The 15665-nt window shown below is 44.9% G+C and carries 10 protein-coding genes, 3 pseudogenes and 1 riboswitch; of the genes and pseudogenes, 6 read left to right on the forward strand and 7 right to left on the reverse strand.

The features are described 5' to 3' along the window. Nucleotides 1-12: 12 nt before the first annotated feature. Entirely contained in the window at nucleotides 13-2433 is a 2421-nt protein-coding gene (gene leuS, locus MMY81_RS15520) for a leucine--tRNA ligase (protein ID WP_252313594.1), read from the reverse strand. A 254-nt stretch (nucleotides 2434-2687) separates the two neighbouring features. Between leuS and mnmL the strand changes: the two genes are divergently transcribed. The 3 genes from mnmL to MMY81_RS15535 all read left to right on the forward strand — a co-directional run bounded on the left by mnmL (nucleotide 2688) and on the right by MMY81_RS15535 (nucleotide 4837). After that, nucleotides 2688-3653 (forward strand): tRNA modification radical SAM protein MnmL/YtqA, encoded by a 966-nt coding sequence (mnmL, locus tag MMY81_RS15525; RefSeq protein WP_252313595.1) that lies wholly within the window; start codon nucleotides 2688-2690, stop codon nucleotides 3651-3653. Continuing rightward, entirely contained in the window at nucleotides 3650-4210 is a 561-nt protein-coding gene (mnmM, locus tag MMY81_RS15530) for a tRNA 5-(aminomethyl)-2-thiouridylate-methyltransferase MnmM (protein WP_252313596.1), read from the forward strand. Before mnmL ends, mnmM begins: the two co-directional genes overlap by 4 nt. A 69-nt stretch (nucleotides 4211-4279) precedes the next feature. Next, the gene (locus MMY81_RS15535) at nucleotides 4280-4837 is read left to right on the forward strand and encodes a beta-class carbonic anhydrase (protein WP_252313597.1); all 558 of its coding nucleotides are present in this window, start codon (nucleotides 4280-4282) and stop codon (nucleotides 4835-4837) included. Between the two features lie 35 nt (nucleotides 4838-4872). On the opposite strand, the gene MMY81_RS15540 is transcribed toward MMY81_RS15535, so the two are convergent. Together MMY81_RS15540 and MMY81_RS15545 are read right to left on the reverse strand one after the other, a co-directional pair. Beyond that, on the reverse strand, nucleotides 4873-5931 hold the full coding sequence (locus MMY81_RS15540) for a tetraprenyl-beta-curcumene synthase family protein (RefSeq protein ID WP_252313598.1): 1059 nt from the start codon (nucleotides 5929-5931) through the stop codon (nucleotides 4873-4875). 55 nt (nucleotides 5932-5986) lie between these two features. Beyond that, complete coding sequence (locus MMY81_RS15545; RefSeq protein WP_252313647.1) at nucleotides 5987-6763, reverse strand: alpha/beta hydrolase; 777 nt, start codon at nucleotides 6761-6763, stop codon at nucleotides 5987-5989. 102 nt (nucleotides 6764-6865) lie between these two features. Between MMY81_RS15545 and MMY81_RS15550 the strand changes: the two are divergent. After that, nucleotides 6866-7383 (forward strand): annotated as a pseudogene (locus tag MMY81_RS15550) (gamma carbonic anhydrase); the annotation flags it as partial. 192 nt (nucleotides 7384-7575) lie between these two features. Here MMY81_RS15550 and MMY81_RS35340 read toward each other — a convergent pair. The 3 genes and pseudogenes from MMY81_RS35340 to MMY81_RS33395 all read right to left on the reverse strand — a co-directional run. Next, a pseudogene (locus MMY81_RS35340) lies at nucleotides 7576-7986 on the reverse strand (helical membrane plugin domain-containing protein); the annotation flags it as partial. Then, nucleotides 7987-10966: pseudogene (gene fdhF, locus MMY81_RS15555) on the reverse strand (formate dehydrogenase subunit alpha). 150 nt (nucleotides 10967-11116) lie between these two features. Next, nucleotides 11117-11245 (reverse strand): hypothetical protein, encoded by a 129-nt coding sequence (locus MMY81_RS33395; RefSeq protein ID WP_256497922.1) that lies wholly within the window; start codon nucleotides 11243-11245, stop codon nucleotides 11117-11119. Between the two features lie 160 nt (nucleotides 11246-11405). Here MMY81_RS33395 and MMY81_RS15560 point away from each other — a divergent pair, with 160 nt between their 5' ends. Further along, nucleotides 11406-12305 (forward strand): helix-turn-helix domain-containing protein, encoded by a 900-nt coding sequence (locus MMY81_RS15560; protein ID WP_252313599.1) that lies wholly within the window; start codon nucleotides 11406-11408, stop codon nucleotides 12303-12305. Between the two features lie 17 nt (nucleotides 12306-12322). On the opposite strand, the gene metK is transcribed toward MMY81_RS15560, so the two are convergent. Further along, nucleotides 12323-13552: a methionine adenosyltransferase gene (gene metK / locus MMY81_RS15565; RefSeq protein ID WP_252313600.1), complete on the reverse strand. Its 1230-nt coding sequence runs from the start codon at nucleotides 13550-13552 to the stop codon at nucleotides 12323-12325. A gap of 175 nt (nucleotides 13553-13727) precedes the next feature. Next, nucleotides 13728-13841: riboswitch (SAM riboswitch) on the reverse strand. Between the two features lie 214 nt (nucleotides 13842-14055). Here metK and pckA point away from each other — a divergent pair. Continuing rightward, a complete protein-coding gene (gene pckA, locus MMY81_RS15570) occupies nucleotides 14056-15654 on the forward strand; it encodes a phosphoenolpyruvate carboxykinase (ATP) (protein ID WP_252313601.1) in 1599 nt (532 codons plus the stop codon). Nucleotides 15655-15665: the final 11 nt, after the last annotated feature.

A 15665-nucleotide genomic window follows, 5' to 3' on the forward strand; every position in this document is an offset into this window, starting at 1 on the left:
TGAAGACAGTCTTTAGTTGGCTACAATATTCACGAGCTTCCCAGGGACTACGATCACTTTGCGGATCGTTTTGCCTTCGGTTTCTTCTTTGATTTTTGGCTGTGCCATAGCAAGTTCTTCCGTCGCTGCTTTATCTGCTTCTCTCGCGATCAGCAGTTTGGATTTCACTTTGCCGTTTACCTGTACAACAATTTCTACTTCATCTTCTACGAGCATGTTTTCATCATAAACCGGCCAGGGCTCATAGGTAATTGTGCCTTCATGGCCGAGATACGACCAAAGCTCTTCTGCCAGATGGGGGGCAATGGGAGACAGAAGCTTTGTAAACCCTTCTATGAATGGCTTAGGAAGTTCTTCCTGCTTATATGCTTCATTTATAAAGATCATCAGCTGGCTGATGCCTGTATTAAACCGAAGATGCGTGAACTCTTCAGTAACTTTGGCTACCGTTTTATGATACGTTTTTTCGAAATCGCCGGACGGTTCTTTGTTCGTAACTGCCTGACTTAATTCGTTATCATTTTTGATAAACAGACGCCATACTCTGTCGAGAAAGCGCCTGGCGCCCTCTACCCCATTCTCTGACCAGGCAATCGAGGCGTCAAGCGGACCCATAAACATTTCATACAAACGCAGCGTATCCGCCCCGTGGGTTTTAACGATCGTATCCGGGTTTACTACATTGCCTTTGGATTTGCTCATTTTTTCATTGTTTTCCCCAAGAATCATGCCCTGGTTGTATAAACGCTGGAACGGTTCCTTTGTAGAAACAACGCCAATATCATACAGCACCTTGTGCCAGAAGCGGGCGTATAACAGATGCAGCACCGCATGCTCGGCACCGCCGATATAGATATCAACCGGCATCCAGCGTTTGAGTTTTTCTTCATCTGCCAGCTTTTCCGTATTATCCGGATCGATATAACGAAGGTAATACCAGCAGCTTCCTGCCCACTGCGGCATCGTATTGGTTTCGCGGCGTCCATTCATTCCTGTTACTGGATCCGTAACTTCGAGCCAGTCTTTTGCGTTGGCAAGAGGAGACTCCCCCGTACCGGATGGCTTAAACTCATCCATATCCGGAAGAACGAGTGGAAGCTCTTCTTCCGGAAGCGCGCTCATGCTGCCATCTTCCCAGTGGATAACAGGAATTGGTTCACCCCAGTAGCGCTGGCGGCTGAAAAGCCAGTCGCGCAGCCTGTACGTGACTTTCTTTTCCCCGGTGCCCTGCTCTTCCAGCCATGTAATCATCGCTGTAATTGCTTCTTTTGTGCCAAGGCCGTCCAGAAAACCGGAATGGATGTGGGCACCATCACCTGTATATGCTTCTTCTTCAATGCTGCCGCCTTCCAATACTTGAATAATCGGCAGATCATATTTTTTCGCAAATTCATAGTCACGCTGATCGTGGGCGGGAACGGCCATAATAGCGCCGCTTCCGTACGTGGACAATACATAGTCCGCAATCCAGACAGGAACTTCTTCTCCGGTCACCGGATGAATTGCATATGCTCCGGTAAATACGCCGCTTTTTTCTTTCTGCAGTTCCGTGCGCTCCAGATCACTCTTTGTAGCTACTTCTTTTTGATAGGTCTCTACGGCCTGCTTTTGTTCCGCTGTCGTAATAGCAGGTGTGAGCTCATGTTCAGGAGACAGCACGCAGTAAGTCGCTCCGTACAATGTATCGGGACGTGTCGTAAACACGGTGAAAGATTTCGTGGAGCCTCTCACGTTAAAGGTGACTTCCGCTCCTTCCGAACGTCCAATCCAATTGCGCTGCATGTCCTTAATGCTTTCCGGCCAGTCGAGATCTTCAAGATCCTCGAGAAGACGATCAGCGTATTCAGTGATCTTAAGCATCCACTGCTTCATCGGACGGCGTTCCACCGGGTGGCCGCCGCGTTCGCTTTTTCCGTCAATGACTTCTTCATTAGCCAGAACGGTTCCGAGTGCCGGGCACCAGTTTACGGCGATTTCATCCATGTATGCCAGGTTTTTATTGTAAAGCTGGATAAAAATCCACTGGGTCCATTTGTAGTAATCCGGATCCGTCGTATTAATTTCGCGGTCCCAGTCATAAGAAAACCCCAGAGATTTAATCTGGCGTTTGAACGTGTCAATATTCGATTTCGTAAAGTCACGCGGGTGCTTTCCAGTATCAAGGGCAAACTGCTCTGCCGGCAGGCCGAATGCATCCCAGCCGATAGGATGAAGCACATTGTATCCCTGCATCCGTTTCATTCTGGATAAAATATCGGTAGCTGTATAGCCTTCCGGGTGGCCTACATGAAGCCCTGCGCCTGATGGATAAGGAAACATATCCAGAGCATAATAATCCGGATTATCATTTTGTTCATCTTCTAAACGGAAGGTTTTGTTTTCTTCCCAGTACTGCTGCCATTTCTGTTCGATTTCCTGATGCGGAAATGCCATGTTTACAGCCTCCTCTTTCTCTATATCACGATTATTCCTGTGTTTTTTACCGCAGAGATACTATGTATAAATACATTATATCGTACTTTCGCTTTCTTCACTGAAAAATGGTAATCAATATATGATATTTTATGGATTAACCCCTTGCCTGTCAAGGCAGAGCAGGTATAACCCTATTCCACCGCTGGGTTTTCAAAAATAGGCGTGATAGAATAAAGGATACACTAGATTTACTTATACAGGGAGAGATACACATGAATGCAGATACAGCCTCTCCATTACTTTGGGGAGACAAACGATATTATACATGGAATCATCAGCTGAAAAATCATTTCGGCGAAAAAATTATTAAAGTTCCTCTCGACGGCGGCTTTGACTGCCCCAACCGGGACGGATCTGTCGCTTCCGGCGGCTGTACGTTCTGTTCCCAGAGAGGTTCCGGGGATTTTGCCGGAGACCGGGGAGAAGATATTATTGATCAATTTCACACAGTAAAAAACCGGATGAACCGAAAATGGAAAAAAGGAAAATATATTGGATATTTTCAGGCCTTCAGCAACACATATGCCCCGGTGGAGGAATTAAAGGTGATGTTTGAAAGCATTCTCAGACAGGAGGATGTTGTTGGGTTATCTATCGCTACGCGCCCCGACTGCCTGCCGGATGACGTCGTTGAGTATCTTGCTGACCTGAATCAGCGGACGCATCTCTGGGTGGAGCTGGGCCTTCAGACCGTGCACGAACGCACCGCCCTGTTAATTAACCGGGCCCATGACTATGAGTGCTATAAAGAAGGCGTGGAAAAGCTTAGAAAGCACAATATTAACGTCTGTGCCCACGTGATCAACGGCCTGCCTCTGGAAACCCCTGAGATGATGCTTGAAACGGTGAAAGAAGTAAGCAGACTCGATATTCAGGGCATTAAGATTCATCTGCTGCACCTGCTGAAGAAAACCCCGATGGTAAAGCAGTATGAAAAAGGACTTGTCGAGCTGATGTCACAGGAAGACTATATTCAGCTGACCGCAGATCAGATTGAAAGGCTCCCTGCTTCTATTACGATTCACCGCCTCACCGGTGACGGGCCGGCCGAGCTGATGATAGGACCAATGTGGAGCATGAATAAATGGAGCGTATTAAATGGAATTGATGATGAACTGAAAAGACGCGGCAGCTGGCAGGGTAAATTTGCCGCAGGCGTTCAGGAGACTTCCCGATGAAGATGCCGGGCGTTCTTCCATTCGGACGTCTTCTTTTGGAAAAATACCTTCATAAAGGTGCAGCAGCCATCGATGCTACGGCCGGAAAAGGCGCAGACACTTTATTTCTGGCTGAACGTGCAGACCTGGTGTACGCCTTTGATATTCAAAAACAGGCGATTAATGCGACAGCCCAGCGCATTGATCAGGCAGGATATACCAATGTACACCTTATTCACGACAGCCATGAAAAAATACTGGAATGGGTGCCTCAGGAAGTGATCAACAATACAGCTGCGGTTGTGTTTAATTTAGGCTATCTTCCCTCCGGGGATAAAAGCATCACGACGACCACCTCTTCTACCATTCGAACGCTGGAAAATCTGCTTCCTTCCCTGCCTAAAGAATGCGGCATTCTTATTACAGCTTATCCGGGACACACAGAAGGCGCTCGCGAGCAGAATGCCGTAGATAAATACATTTCTGCATTGAACCAACACTCCTTTCATGCAGCCAAATACCAGTTTATCAATCAGATAAATCATCCGCCTCTTGTATATGCTTTGGAAAAAAGATAAATCTTACTATATAATAATGAAAGTGCGGTGCAGACGCCGTGCAAATTTACCAGGGAAGGGGCCGTAATAATGCCAACGATTGATTCCATTATTGAATTTAACCGGACATTTGTAGAAAACAAAGAATATGAGAATTATGAAACGTCAAAGTTTCCCAACAAAAAGCTGGTTGTTTTAACTTGTATGGATACCAGGCTTTCAGAGCTTCTTCCAAGAGCGATGAATCTGCAGCAGGGAGACGCCAAGATCATCAAAAATGCTGGTGCTGTTCTTTCTCACTCCTATGGAAGTATTATGAGAAGTATTATTGTAGCGCTGTATGAACTACAGGCAGAAGAGATTGCTGTAGTTGGTCATTATGGCTGCGGCATGACCGGTCTGGAGCCGGAACCTCTTCTTGAGAAAGCATACAAAAATGGATTAACGGAAGAAAAAGTAGCAGAGATTGAAGCTTCCGGCAATAACGTCCGGGAATGGCTGAAAGGCTTTGAAAATGTGGAAGACAGCGTACGCCAGAGTGTAAATATTATACGCAGGCATCCCTTTCTTCCCGCAGGCACCCCGGTGCACGGACTCGTCATTTCTCCAGAAACCGGCGCGTTAACCGTAGTAGATAAAGCAGAATAAAAAGAAGAGCCCTGCCGGCCGGCAGAGCTCTTCTTTTATGTTGTTTTACGAAACACCCACGAATTTAAATAGAAAAAGGCTGTGGGAAGACCCCCGAAGCGGATAAAGCGGCCGGCCGTTTTTTTTAGTTCCGGCCGCTTCTGGACCTTTTCATCTGCTAAATAAATGGCGATAATGCCTTTATTTAATAACGAATGAAACGCCGCATCAGGTAGACGCTTCAGGCGCTTTTCGCCCTCCTGCTTGAATAATTCCATCCGGCGCACCATCGTTTCTTCATCCTCGTAGTAAGCACAGAAATTCAGTTCGTCGTCCTGAATATCCTCTTCCTGATCGATGAAGTAATCAAGCAGAATATGCATGCCCTGTACGTAAGGGAAATAGCTGTTCTTGATGGCCTCCGCCTGCCACTCCGCAAGATGGCTCCGTGAAGCATAAGCGGCGAGGGCATAAATACCAAGGGTAGAGCCCGTAGACGCGCTGAACTCGTACCAGAACATATCGGGCACATGATGTTTTTCTTCTTCGAACCATTCCGTTAAAAGCGGTTCCCGATCTTCTTTTTTCACATGTTTGTAAACCTGCAGGTTTCTATAATGCAGAGAGAGCTCTTCCATCGAAGGACGGGCATGAGAGAATCCTGGGAAAACCGAAACATGCTGCTGACAGGCCTCTACGAGCTCCTGCAGAAATCCATTATCTTCGGACTGTGGGTGATGTTCATAATATGGATAAGCTTTCTCTTCCGGAGATAAAGCGATTCGAAGCGCTTCATGAAGCGAACGAAAATCCCTTTTATCAAAAGAATCGGTCTCATCACATAAACTATCCAGATAATCACAGATAATCTGGTACGCTACGATAAAACGAAGCAGGTCTTCGCGTATCTCTTTTCTTGTTAAAAGAGCATACACGCCTCCTCCTTCGCTGTGAAACGTATTTTCATTAATGCTGTTCAATGCATGCCCGCGGAGATCCGCATTCGGGATGCCTGCTGCTTTTACGCGCCATTCATCCAAAATCGTATGGACACGCGGCACAATTTCTTTTTTTATGTGGTACATCAAAGTCCACATCGTTGTTGGGGCGCTCACTATAATTAAATCCTCCTATTGCATAATAAATTATAAAACACGATGCCATTGTACCCTATAACCTCATATGAATGAAATACATCATAAATCGGAATATTTCTTCACGCTCCGGTTCATTCAGCAATTCGTGGTATAACCCTTTCCACTCCCGCAGGGAACGATCCGTGATTTCAAGCTTGTTAAACCAGTGGTGTGTAGCATGTTTATCTACAATTAAATCAGTGCCTGCCTGCATCACAAGCAGAGACACATCCGGAAATTCCAGGGCATCTGCGTGGCTTTGCTTCATCGCTTTGAGCAGTTCCTGATACCACCTAACCGTCACGGTAGATGTGTTCCATTCATCCGTTTCGTAGGAGGCTCTGGCCTCTTCATTTCTTGTAACATCCGCCGCCTGAATACCCGAACTGGAACTAAAGGTCGGCTTTAGACGATGCAGCATTTTTGTGCTTAAATCTTTCATCCGACCCGGCGGCTGATACAGGCTTAAACACGGAGAAGACAATACAACTCCCCGGATCCGCATGCGTCTTTCCATCAGGATGCGGATCGTAACCAATCCTCCCATACTATGCCCGAATAAAAAAACAGGCAGGTCATACCCTGCAGCTTCTGTATACCAGGTAAATACGGCATCTATGTACTGGTCAAAGCTGTCCACATGCCCTCTTTTTCCACGGGTTCTTCCATGTCCCGGCAGATCACCGCTTACGACGTTAAACCGCTGGCGGTTCAGCTGTTCAATCATCCACTCATACCTTCCATGGTGCTCCCCGTTGCCGTGTACAATAACGACGGTCGCTCTCGGCCTTTCGACTAACCATGTTTTCATCACGTTACTGACCCGCCTCTCCTGCTTACTTCTCTGTTTATTTTAATTTTGATACACTAGTACTATAAGTGTACAATATATTGACTCATATAGGAGGACTTCATGAAAATATATCCTTATCACGGCATTTATCCAGAGATTGCATCCAGTGTCTACCTTGCAGATTACTCCATTATTACTGGTGATGTAAAAATCGGAGAAGAATCAAGCATATGGTTTCATACAGTGATCCGGGGGATGTGGCTCCTACTATTATCGGAAACCGGGTCAATATTCAGGACCATTCCGTGCTGCATCAGAGTCCGAAAAACCCTCTTATTTTAGAAGACGATGTAACAATAGGCCATAAAGTAATGCTTCATAGTGCCGTTATTCGTAAAAATGCATTGATTGGTATGGGCGCTACCATCCTGGACGGTGCGGAAATAGGGGAAGGGTCTTTCATTGGAGCGGGCAGTCTCGTTCCTCCCGGAAAAACGATTCCTCCTCATTCCCTTGCATTCGGAAGCCCTGCTAAAGTGATACGCGAACTGAATGAAGAAGACCGAAAAGATATGGCACGCATCCGCCAGAGTTATGTAGAAAAAGGCCAGTACTATAAACAGATAGCAGAAGAAGAAAATAAAAAAACAGCAGAACAGCTGATATTTTTGCATATCAAAAAGCACCCATCTGTAGGATGGGTGCTTTTGTTTGGTTTTATACGTCTGTATCGGGAGCTTTTTCTCGTTTGGCATCGCTTCGCTTTGAGCCGGTGCCTGCCCCATTCCCTGCAGGAAGCTTACCATCAGGGTAACGGTGCGGTTGACTTCCGGATCCCTCAGCAGCTTTAACAGAGAGAAAATATTTGTTTTATGTGGATTTTCCTCTTCCTCGGAAACCCGCTCCAGCCCATTGTTTAAACGGTCCAGCATAGGCTTAATCTTGTCTACATCAATAGAGCCCGCGAGACCGCCCATTAGAAGAAGATTTTTGATGCTTTTCGTGACACCAGGCTGATCAATGGTTTTCACGAGAATATCCATCACTTCTTCTCCTTCTTTCAGCAGGCCGTTAATAATAGTCAGAACGCCCTTACTCTGTAAACCGTTCAGAATTTCAATTGAGCTTAGAATTCCTTCTTTATTAGCTAAAAGAACTTCTTCAATTTCTTTTAAGTCCTGTTTCTTTTGTTCTTCTTCACTAAGGGTGCGCCTTTGAATAGAAGTAATCGGCTCTGCCATTTAAGACTCCCCCTTTTTCACTAAATCTTTCGTGAGGCCGCGGTTTTTCTTAACCGTATCGCCCGGGAATTCGTAATCATCGCGTTTCCATTTACGGTGTACTTCCACCCCTTGTTGAGGCTGTGGATTACCATAACGGAAGTTATGCTTCGGAAGCGGCGTTTCACCTTCTGTTTCCAGTACTTCCATTTTAGCTTTTACTTCTTTATACGCAGGCGTATCGGTATCTTTATCTGAGTAGCTGCTTGTTAAGAGGTTAATAGCCGCATCTCCGCTGTCATTCATTGATACATACAGCTCATTGCCTGCTACTCTCTCCGTTACAATACATCTTACTTTAATGGCACCGTATGGAGAAATAATTCGTACAAGAGAGCCGTCTTTCACATTGCGCTCTATTGCCAGTTCAGGAGAAACTTCAACAAAGTTATTTGGCGTTTTGTCTTTAATACCTTGAGAACGGTACGTCATATTTCCTTCATGGAAGTGCTCAAGCATTCTGCCGTTGTTTACATGCAGATCGTACTGCTCTTCGTATTGTACAGGGACTGTCCAATCTACAGGGTACAGTCTTGCCTTGCCGTCAGGGAACGGAAATTCGTCCAGGAACAGTACCGGTGAGTCTGTACCGTCTGCAAATACCGGCCACTGCAGGCTGTTATAGCCTTCCAGGCGGTCATAGGAAACTCCTGCAAAGATATCTGCAAGTGAAGCTGCCTCTGCCATGATTTCTGATGGGTGGGAATAGTTCCATTCAGCTCCCATTGCATTAGCCACTTCCATAATGATCTGCCAGTCCGGCTTGGATTCCCATTGGCTCCAATGCTTTGTAAAGTCTTTGGAAACGACGCTCCGTGTTTGTGAACGTACCGTCTTTTTCAAGACTTGGGCTTGCCGGAAGTACAACGTCAGCAAACTGAGCTGTACGGCTGAGAAAGACATCCTGTACTACATAGAAGTCAAGCTTGGCAAGAGCATCCTGTACATAGTTGATGTTTGAATCAACCAGGCTCATTTCCTCCCTTTAAGTACATAGCTTTCAGCTTGCCGTCATGAATGGCATCAATCATTTCGTGGTTGTTCAAACCTTTTTCGGATGGAAGGTCTACTCCCCACACATTTTTATATTTCGCACGTACTTCTTCATCCATTACATCTTCATATCCAGGCATTTTGTCAGGCATGCTTCCAAAGTCACTTGCACCCTGCACGTTATTATGTCCTCTAAGCGGATAAGCACCTGCACCCGGCTTGCCGTAGTTACCTGAAACGAGAAGCAGGTTGGAGATCGCTGTGCTCGTGTCGCTTCCTCCTAAATGCTGTGTAACACCCATAGCCCAGAGAATACAGGTTGTTTCTGCTTCATAAACGCTTTTCGCAATTTCGATTATATCTTCTTTAGCTATTCCTGTTTTTTCAACAGCATAGTCAAGCGTGTATTTATCCAGGTTGGCTTTGAATTCATCAAGGCCGTTTACTCTCTCCAAGGAATTTCTTATCTTCCCATCCCTGATCAAGAGAATATATTTTGCTGCCGCAGAAAGCCAGATCAAGTCTGTACCCGGGTTTGGACGGACAAACAAGTCAGAGCGCTCCGCCATTTCGTGCTTACGCAGGTCAGCAACAATAAGCTTTTGATCTCTGAGCTTATGGGAGCTTTTTACTCTTGTTGCCAGTACCGGATGGGACTCTGAAGTATTTGTGCCGACACCAATAACAAGTGCGGAATTTCTAATATCTTCAATGCCGCCTGAATCCCCGCCATAGCCTACGGTCCGGAAAAGTCCCATTGTCGCAGGAGACTGGCAGTAACGGGAACAGTTATCAATGTTGTTGGTTCCAATAACTCCGCGTCCGAGCTTCTGCATCAGGTACGATTCTTCGTTTGTTGTTTTTGAAGAACTGATAAAGCTGAGGGCATTAGGTCCATGTTCTTCTTTAATAGATGTAAATTTCGATTTAATAAGAGCGATGGCTTCATCCCATGTAGATTCTACAAAAGAATCGCCTTTACGGATAAGCGGCTTTGTTATACGTTCTTCACTATTTGTATAATCCCAGCCGAACTTACCCTTCACACAGGTTGAAATTCCGTTTGCCGGTGCTTCTACCTGCGGATCTATTTTTAATATGTCGCGTCCCTTAGTCCAGACGTCAAAGCTACAGCCTACTCCACAGTAAGTACATACTGTTGTTTTGTTTTTTCGATGCGGCTTTCACGCATAGCGGCTTCCATATCAGAAATGGCCAGAATAGAACTGTAGCCTGTTTCCACCTGCTTGGTTACTTCTATCATTGGACGCAGTGTCTGCTGGTCAATTCCTGTCATGTAGCCTGCTTCTCCCACCATGGATTTTTCAATGAGGGCGTTGCATGGGCATACTGTTGAGCAGTGACCACAGGATACACAGGAGGACTCATCAATCGGTACATCATTATCCCAGATAACACGCGGCTTCTGGCGCTCCCAGTCAATAGTAAGCGTTTCTGTCACCTGAACATCCTGACAGGCTTCTACACAGCGCCCGCAGAGGATACACTGATCCGGATCATAGCGGTAAAACGCATTTGTATTATCCTCTTCGTAAGGTTTCGGTTCAAAAGGCTCGCTTGGTGGTGCTCTACTTTCATTTCTTTCACCGTATTATGTATTTCACAGCCGCCATTATTATAATCACAAACTGTGCAATACAACTCATGGTTATGCAGAATCCGGTCCATTGCTACAACTTGTGCTTCCTGTACATCAGATGATACAGAATCTACCACGTCTCCATCATTCAAGGCGTCGAGCATCCTCTAACCATTTCCCCGTTCACTTTAACCATGCATGTATCACAGGTTTCAATGGCTCCAAGGCTTGGATGATAGCATACGTTAGGAAGTTCTGAAGGTTTCCAATTGTATATTGCAGGACACTTTGGTCATTTTCTACTGTTTTCTTTTCACCGTTAAAGGTGATTTGAATTCTTTCCGGCAATGTTCATCTCCTTTCTACTATTGTTAAGCTGCCAAACCCGCTATCGAGTTTATAGACCTAAACTATAAAAAGTATATACCCCTCATTGCCGTTTGACAAACGTAAAGGGAGATGATCCAAATTATGTAAAAATGCCGTACTGTCCTTCAATTAATGTTTGTGGGGAAGATTAAGCGGCGTTAGTTGGGAAAAGCCTGTAAAAAGTACATCCGTCCCCTGAAAATTCATTATTATTACGCATACTGCTGCTGCAGCAAACACGTATCCTACTTTATTCAATCAAATCACCTCCTCTTCGTAAAAGTAGTATAATATAACTACTACTTATTAACATTTTCCTTTATAAGCCATTTATAGGCATTTATATAGATTTTTACTTCCATCTTTAGTACCTGTTGGTTATAATAATTATAGGAATAAACAGAAAGGAGGAAATCTAGTGGACTTTTCGAGAGTAGGAAAAAAAATTCAGGAGCTGCGCCAGTATAATCATATGACCCAGGCTGAACTGGCTGATGGCATCTGCACCCAGGCCCAGATAAGCAAAATCGAAAACGGCTCTATTATCCCGTATTCGAATACGCTGTTTCAAATTGCTGAAAAACTTGGCGCTGATATGTATTATTTCTTTGAAGAGGCCGTTTCAGAGCGCCCGGACTACGTGCAGGACGTTTTTGACCAGCTTGAGGAATGCCGCTTCACGCAGGATTATAAACAGATGGAAGCTTTGATTTTATATGAAAAAGACAACCCTCTTTTTACGCCCCCTTTGTACAAACAGTACATAGCCTGGCATAAGGGAATTTTTTTATACCATCTTTATAGAAAAACGGAAGAAGCCTTCGAGCAGCTTCTATTCTCCATCTCGATTGACCCTAATCCTTCTTTTACCGAAAGAAAAGCCGAAATAAGCAACTCTTTAGCTGTTTTTTATAATCTGGAAGAACGCTACGAAGACGCTGAAGCACTATGTAAAGAGGCGCTGAATAAATGGAAGCAGATGAAAAAAAGAAAAAATCCTTCTATTGAAATGAAATTAACTTACACGCTCGCCATTTCACTCACAAAACAAAAGCGCTATAAAGAATCAGCGCAGTGGTGTGAAAAAGGCATAAAACGATGTCTGGAGACAAGAACTATGTATGTTTTCGGTGAGCTGCTTTATCAGAAGGGCCGGAACCTCCTGCTGATGGGAGAGACCGAAAAGGGGCTCGAGCATTGGAATGAAGCTTTGGGGATGTTTAAATCCACCCGGCAGCATCATTTGGTCGATTTAATGGACAAAGATATGAAACAGTTTATAAAAGACGGCGTATTAAAAGAAATACACTACGAATAAAAAAAGACGACCCCATTTTAGGGCCGTCTTTCTTTTTTATTGTTTTTTTCTTTTGCCAGCTGATTCAGCAGTTCCGCTTTATCTGTTTTTTCCCACGGCAGATTTACGTCTGTACGTCCAAAGTGGCCGTAGGCAGCCGTCTGTCTGTAAATAGCACGGCGAAGGTCCAGCATTTTGATGATCCCTGCAGGACGCAGGTCAAAATTATCTTTCACCAGATCTACCAGTACGCTTTCCGATACTTTTCCGGTGCCAAATGTTTCCACCGCAATAGATACAGGACGGGCAACTCCGATAGCATAGGCAAGCTGTACTTCGCATCGTTCTGCCAGTTCAGCAGCTACTATATTTTTCGCAACATAACGAGCGGCGTACGAAGCGGAACGGTCTACTTTTGTCGGATCCTTCCCTGAAAAGGCTCCGCCTCCATGACGCGAATATCCTCCATACGTATCTACAATTATTTTTCTACCTGTCAGACCGGCATCCCCCTGAGGACCACCGATAACAAACCTGCCGGTCGGGTTCATAAAGTAATTTGTTTCTTCATCTAAAAGAGCTTCCGGTACAACAGGGTCAATAACGTGTTCTCTAAGGTCGCTGTCTATCTGCTCCAGCGTAATATCTTCCTGATGCTGGGCTGAAATAACAATCGTTTCTACACGAAGCGGCTTCCCGTCATCGCCGTATTCGATCGTTACTTGTGTTTTTCCGTCGGGACGAAGGTAAGGAAGAATTCCTTCTTTTCTCACGTAGGTCAGCCTTCTGGCCAATTTATGAGCAAGGGAAATTGGAAGAGGCATTAATTCTTTTGTTTCGTTATCTGCATAACCAAACATAAGACCCTGGTCTCCTGCACCAATTGCCTCCAGCTCGTCTTCTGTCATTGAACCTTCGCGCGATTCCAGCGCTACGTCGACTCCCTGGGCAATGTCTGCTGATTGTTCGTCAATAGAAGTAAGAATGGCACACGTTTCGGAATCAAAACCGTATTTTGCCCTGGTGTATCCCACCTCTTTTAGCGTTTCTCTTACAATCTTTGGAATATCTACATACGTAGATGTACTAATTTCTCCAGCAACAAGCACAAGGCCTGTATTCACTACTGTTTCACAAGCTACTCTCGCATTTGGATCATGCGATAATATCTCATCTAATATTGCATCTGAAATTTGATCACACAGTTTATCAGGGTGTCCTTCTGTAACAGACTCTGATGTAAACAGGCGGCGTCCAATTGTTTCCATGAAATATCCTCCTTTTTATCCTGCTTATAACTTATTCTGCCGTACTTCTGCCTGCTGCATAATAGTATGCACGCTGCCTAAGCCGCCTTATTATATAGAAGAAGAAGAGAAAGAAAACACAAAACCCCCTTTTCCATGGCGAGGAAAAGGGGGTTTCTATCCGTTCCTTTTTCGCCTCTTATCTTCCAAGACGACAGTCGTCTCTCCAGGTTAGCACCTTTCCGTTTCACACTTTCGGATGGTTGCCGGGTTTCGCAGGGCCTGTCCCTCCACCAGCTCGGGATAAGAGTATCCGTTCGAAAAATATGTTACCTCAGTTCCAATCTCTTGTCAAATAAAGCATTTTCCTATGCTGTATGTCTAAAAAAAATTTTTTTCCATTAACAGAATAGCGTGATTTATTTTTGAAAATTTCCACTAGTAGTATAGACTAATATTTTTAATGTGTTATACTAATTAACAATTAGATGATACTATTCAAGAAAAGAAAGGATTTTGCCGCCATGACTACTTTAGATTTTTCCAATGAAATTCATCACCTTCTTCATGGTGACAACATTCATATGAATCTGCCCGTTTCACACCTTGTAGAAAGAGCGTTGGCCAGAAAAGAAGGTATTCTTACAGCCAGTGGAGCCCTTAGTGTGGAAACCGGTAAATATACGGGCCGTTCTCCAAAAGATAAATTTATTGTTGAAGAAGAGAGCGTACTAAATGATATAGACTGGGGCCCGGTAAATCAGCCGATCTCCAAACAGATCTTCACGGACCTCTATAGAAAAGTAATGACTCATCTTGCTGAACAAAAAGAACTGTTTGTCACGCAGGCTTTTGCAGGAGCAGACCCTGCCTACCGGCTTCCAATCCGTGTGATTAATGAAGATGCCTGGCATAATCTTTTTGCCAAGCAGCTGTTCATCCGTCCCTCGGAAGAGGAACTGCAGACACACGAGGCCGGCTTTACGATTATTTCTGCTCCGCACTTTAAAGCAGATCCTGCCGTGGATAAAACATCTTCAGAAGCATTTGTTATTATTTCATTCGAAGAACGTATTGTACTAATCGGCGGCACCGAATACGCCGGAGAAATGAAAAAATCGATTTTCTCCGTCATGAACTACCTTCTTCCCCAGCAGAACGTATTGTCTATGCACTGTTCAGCCAATGTTGGCACAGAGGGTGATACCGCTTTGTTTTTTGGTCTTTCCGGTACAGGGAAAACTACTCTTTCCGCTGATCCGAACCGCTACCTGATCGGAGACGACGAGCACGGCTGGTCCGATAATGGTGTATTTAACATTGAAGGCGGCTGCTATGCTAAATGTATTAATTTATCTTTCAAAAAAGAGCCCCAAATCTGGAATGCTATTCATTTTGGAGCTGTTATTGAAAATGTTAAAACGAATAAAGAAAGCCGGACCCCTGACTACGATAATGTATCCTTAACGGAAAATACGAGGGCCGCCTACCCGTTGGACAGCATTCCCAATACGATGATGCCGAGCATTTCCGGACATCCATCCACTATTGTGTTTTTAACGGCTGATGCTTTCGGCGTGCTGCCGCCCATCAGCAGACTTTCCAAAGAACAGGCTATGTACCATTTTCTAAGCGGATACACGAGTAAGCTTGCCGGAACAGAACGTGGTATTACGGAACCAGAGGCTACTTTTTCCACATGCTTCGGTTCTCCATTTCTTCCTTTGGAAGCATCCCGTTATGCGGAAATGCTTGGAGATAAAATAGAACAGCACGAGGTAAATGTGTTTCTTGTAAATACCGGCTGGTCCGGTGGTCCTTATGGTGTAGGGGAAAGAATGAACCTTGCTTATACGAGAGCGATGGTTCAGGCAGCACTGCAGGGAGAACTGCAGAACTGCGAAACGGTCAAGGATCCATTTTTCGGCCTTCATATCCCGCTTCGCTGTCCCGGCGTGCCCGATGAGGTGCTTCAGCCGAGACAGACATGGAAAGATACAGCCGCTTATGATGAAAAGGCTAAAGAGCTTTCCCAGCAGTTCCAGGAAAACTTTAAAAAATTCACTTCTGTTTCCGATAACATTCGAGCCGCAGGCCCGAGCGTGTTCGCTTCAGCAGAATAAAGAAAAGCACT

It is taken from the genome of Sinobaca sp. H24, from assembly GCF_023845525.1.